Source organism: Streptomyces sp. NPDC019937, assembly GCF_040631655.1.
Classification (GTDB): Bacteria; Actinomycetota; Actinomycetes; order Streptomycetales; family Streptomycetaceae; genus Streptomyces.
In genome coordinates this window covers 1-3200 of sequence record NZ_JBEYAL010000110.1, presented here as the reverse complement: position 1 = coordinate 3200, position 3200 = coordinate 1, and the positions used below count along the sequence as shown (strand labels likewise).

1 protein-coding gene is annotated in these 3200 nt (G+C 73.7%); it reads right to left on the bottom strand.

Annotation, left to right across the window (positions count from 1 at the left end; genetic code table 11):
• Positions 1-3200, bottom strand: a 3200-nt coding sequence (locus tag ABZ562_RS41050) for an SDR family NAD(P)-dependent oxidoreductase (protein ID WP_361490550.1), incomplete at both ends; no start/stop codon positions are given.

The following is a 3200-nucleotide window of genomic DNA, read 5'->3' as shown; positions in this document are numbered from 1 at the left end:
GGGCCGTTCGGCGCGCTCAGACCGTTCGAGGCACCGTCCTGGTTCACCGCCGAGGACCGCACCACCGCGAGGATGTCGTGCCCGTTGCGCACCGCATCGGACTGCCGCTCGACCACCAGCATGCCGACGCCCTCGGACCAGCTGGTCCCGTTGGCGGCCTCGGCGAACGGCTTGCACCGTCCGTCGGGCGCCAGTCCGCCCTGGATGCTGAACCCCGCGAAGCTCACGGAGGTCGCCATCACGGTGACGCCACCGGCCAGCGCCAGCGAGCACTCCCCGGCACGCAGTGCCTGCGCGGCGAGGTGCAAGGACACCAGCGACGACGAGCACGCCGTGTCGACGGTGGACGCCGGTCCTTCCAGGCCGAATACGTAGGACAGCCGGCCGGAGAGCACACTCGCCGCCAGCCCGGTGCCGATGTGGCCGCCGAGGTCTTCCCGCGCGCGGGTCGCCAGGTGCACGTAATCCTGGCCGTTGGTGCCCACGAACACCCCGGTCCGGCTGGAGCGCAGGCCCTCCGGGTCGATGCCCGCCCGCTCGATCGCCTCCCAGGACACTTCGAGCAGCAGACGCTGCTGCGGGTCCATGGCCAGCGCCTCACGCGGGCTGATCCCGAAGAAGCCCGGATCGAAGTCGGCCGCGTCGTAGAGAAAACCGCCCTCGGAGGTCGCGCTGGAGCCGGGCTGATTCCCGGCGAGGGTCTCCAGGTCCCAGCCGCGATCGGTGGGAAACCCGGCGATGCCGTCCCGGCCGGAGGCGACGAGGTCCCAGAACTCCTCCGGGGTACGCACCTGGCCGGGGAACCGGCAGGCCATGCCGACGATCACCACCGGGTCGTTGGCGGGGCCGGGCGAAACCGGGGTGAGGACCGGCGCATCGGCCTGCTCCCCCCGCCCCAGCAGCTCGGCGACGAGGTGTTCGGCCAGCACCCGTGGCCTCGGGTAGTCGAAGAGCAGACTCGCGGGCAGTGCCAGGCCGGTGGCATGGGCCAGTTGGTTGCGCAGTTCCATCGAGGTCAGCGAGTCGAACCCGTGGTCCTGGAACGCCCGGTCCGCGCCGATGGCCTCCGGGTCGGCGTGTCCGAGCACGGCGGCGGCATGGGTCCGTACGACGTCCAGCAGCACCGTCCCCCGCTCGGCCGCCGGGGCGGCGAGCAGGCGCTCACGCAGCTTCGACACCGTGGACTCGCCGTCGCGCCGGGCTTTCCGCACCGCCCGTGCGGCCGCGCGGGCGCCGGGCAGTCCGGTCAACGCGGCACTGGTGCGGAGGCTGAGCAAGGCCTTCAGCAACTGCGGCTGCCGGAGGTCGGCGACGACCGCGGTCGCGTCCGGTTCGGCCACCAGCTCGGCCATCGCCTCCATCGCGAGCCGTGGATCGAGCACGGTCGATCCGGCCGCCTCCGGCGCTCCGACCCCTCGCCAGGCGCCCCAGGCGATCGATGTCGCCGGGAGTCCCTGTGCTCGGCGGCGCTCGGCGAGCGCGTCCAGCACCGCGTTCCCGGCGGCGTAGTCCGCCCGGCCAGGGCTGCCGACGGCGGCGGCCACCGAGGAGAACAGCGCGAACACCGACAGGTCGAGATCGCGGGTCAGCTCGTCCAGCAGCAGGGCGGGCTCGACCTTGGCCCGGAACACGTCCTCGAACCGCCGCGCGGGCAGACCGTCGAGCGCGGTGGGCTCTTCCAGGTGACCGGCCGCGTGCACGACACCGGTCAGCGGGAACTTCGGCCCGATCGCCGCCAGCGCCGCTTCCAGTTCGGCCCGGTCCGTCGCGTCGCAGGCCACGATCGTGACCCGCGTGCCGAGCGCGGTCAGTTCGGCCTCCAGCTCCGCCGCACCGGGCGCGTCCGGCCCCCGACGGGCGAGCAGCAGCAGGTGTTCCGCGCCGTGTCCGGCCAGCCAGCGCGCCATGTGCGCGCCCACCGTTCCGGTGCCCTCGGTGATCAGCACCGTGCCGGTCGGCTGCCACCGCCGTGCCGCGTCCCCTGCGGGCGCGGGCACCAGACGCCGGCCGAACACCCCTGAGGCCCGCACCGCGACCTGGTCTTCGTCACCGGCCCCGGGAAGTGCTCCCGCGAGCACGCCGATCAGCCGCCGCGCGACGTCCGCGTTCAGCACGTCCGCGCTCGGTGCCTCAGCGCTCGGTACGTCGACCAGGCCGCCCCAGCGGTTCGGGTGCTCCAGTGCCGCGACCCGGCCGAGTCCCCAGAACGCGGCCTGTCCCGGATCGATCGCCGGGCCGCCGGGATCCGCGGACACCGCACCGCGGGTCACCGCCCACACGGGCGCCGCGATATCCGCGTCACCCAGGGCCCGTAGCAGCGCCACCGTGTCCGCGAGGCCGTCCGGCGACGCGGCGAGGAGGGATACCACTCCTGCGAACTCGGTTCCGTCGGCGGTGAGTTCGGCCAACCGCGCGGTGAGCACCGTACGGTCGGCATCCGCCGGTACGAAGCGGGTCACGGCTGGTCCCAGCGCGTCCACGACGTCCCGCGCCCAGCCGTCACCCTCGGCGGGGAGCACCGCCAGCCATGTGCCCGGCAGTACGGCCGGGAAGGAATCCTCCAGGGGCCGCCACTTCTCCCGGTAGCGCCAGGAGTCGACCGTCGACCTCGTCCGCCGCCGACCGCGCCAGGACGACAGCGCGGGCACGATGGCGCCGAGGGTGTCGGGGTCCACATCGAGGCTCGACGCGAGGGAATCCAGGTCCTCCCGCTCCACCGCCGACCAGAACTCCGCGTCGATGCCGTCGCCCGCGGCCACGGTCACGGGTTCGGCCGCCTCCGGCCAGAACCGTTCGCGCTGGAACGCGTACGTCGGCAGGTCGGTCCGGCGCGCCCCGGTCCCGGCGAAGAAGGCCGGCCAGTCCACGTCCACCCCGGTCACGTGCAGGCGCGCGAGGGCGGTCAGGGCTGCGGTCTCCTCGTCCCGGTCCTTGCGCAGGACCGGGACGACCGTGGCCTCGTCGGCCACCGACTCGCGGATCACCGGCGAGAGCACACCGTCCGGGCCCAGTTCCAGGAACGCCGCCGCGCCCGCGCCGGACAGCGTCCGCATCCCGTCGGCGAACCGTACGGTCTCGCGGACGTGGCGTACCCAGTACTCCGGTGAGCACAGTTCGCCGGCCGTCGCGAGCACACCGGTCAGGTTCGACACCACCGGCATCGTGGGCTCGTGGAAGGTGAGTTCCCCGACCACCGTACG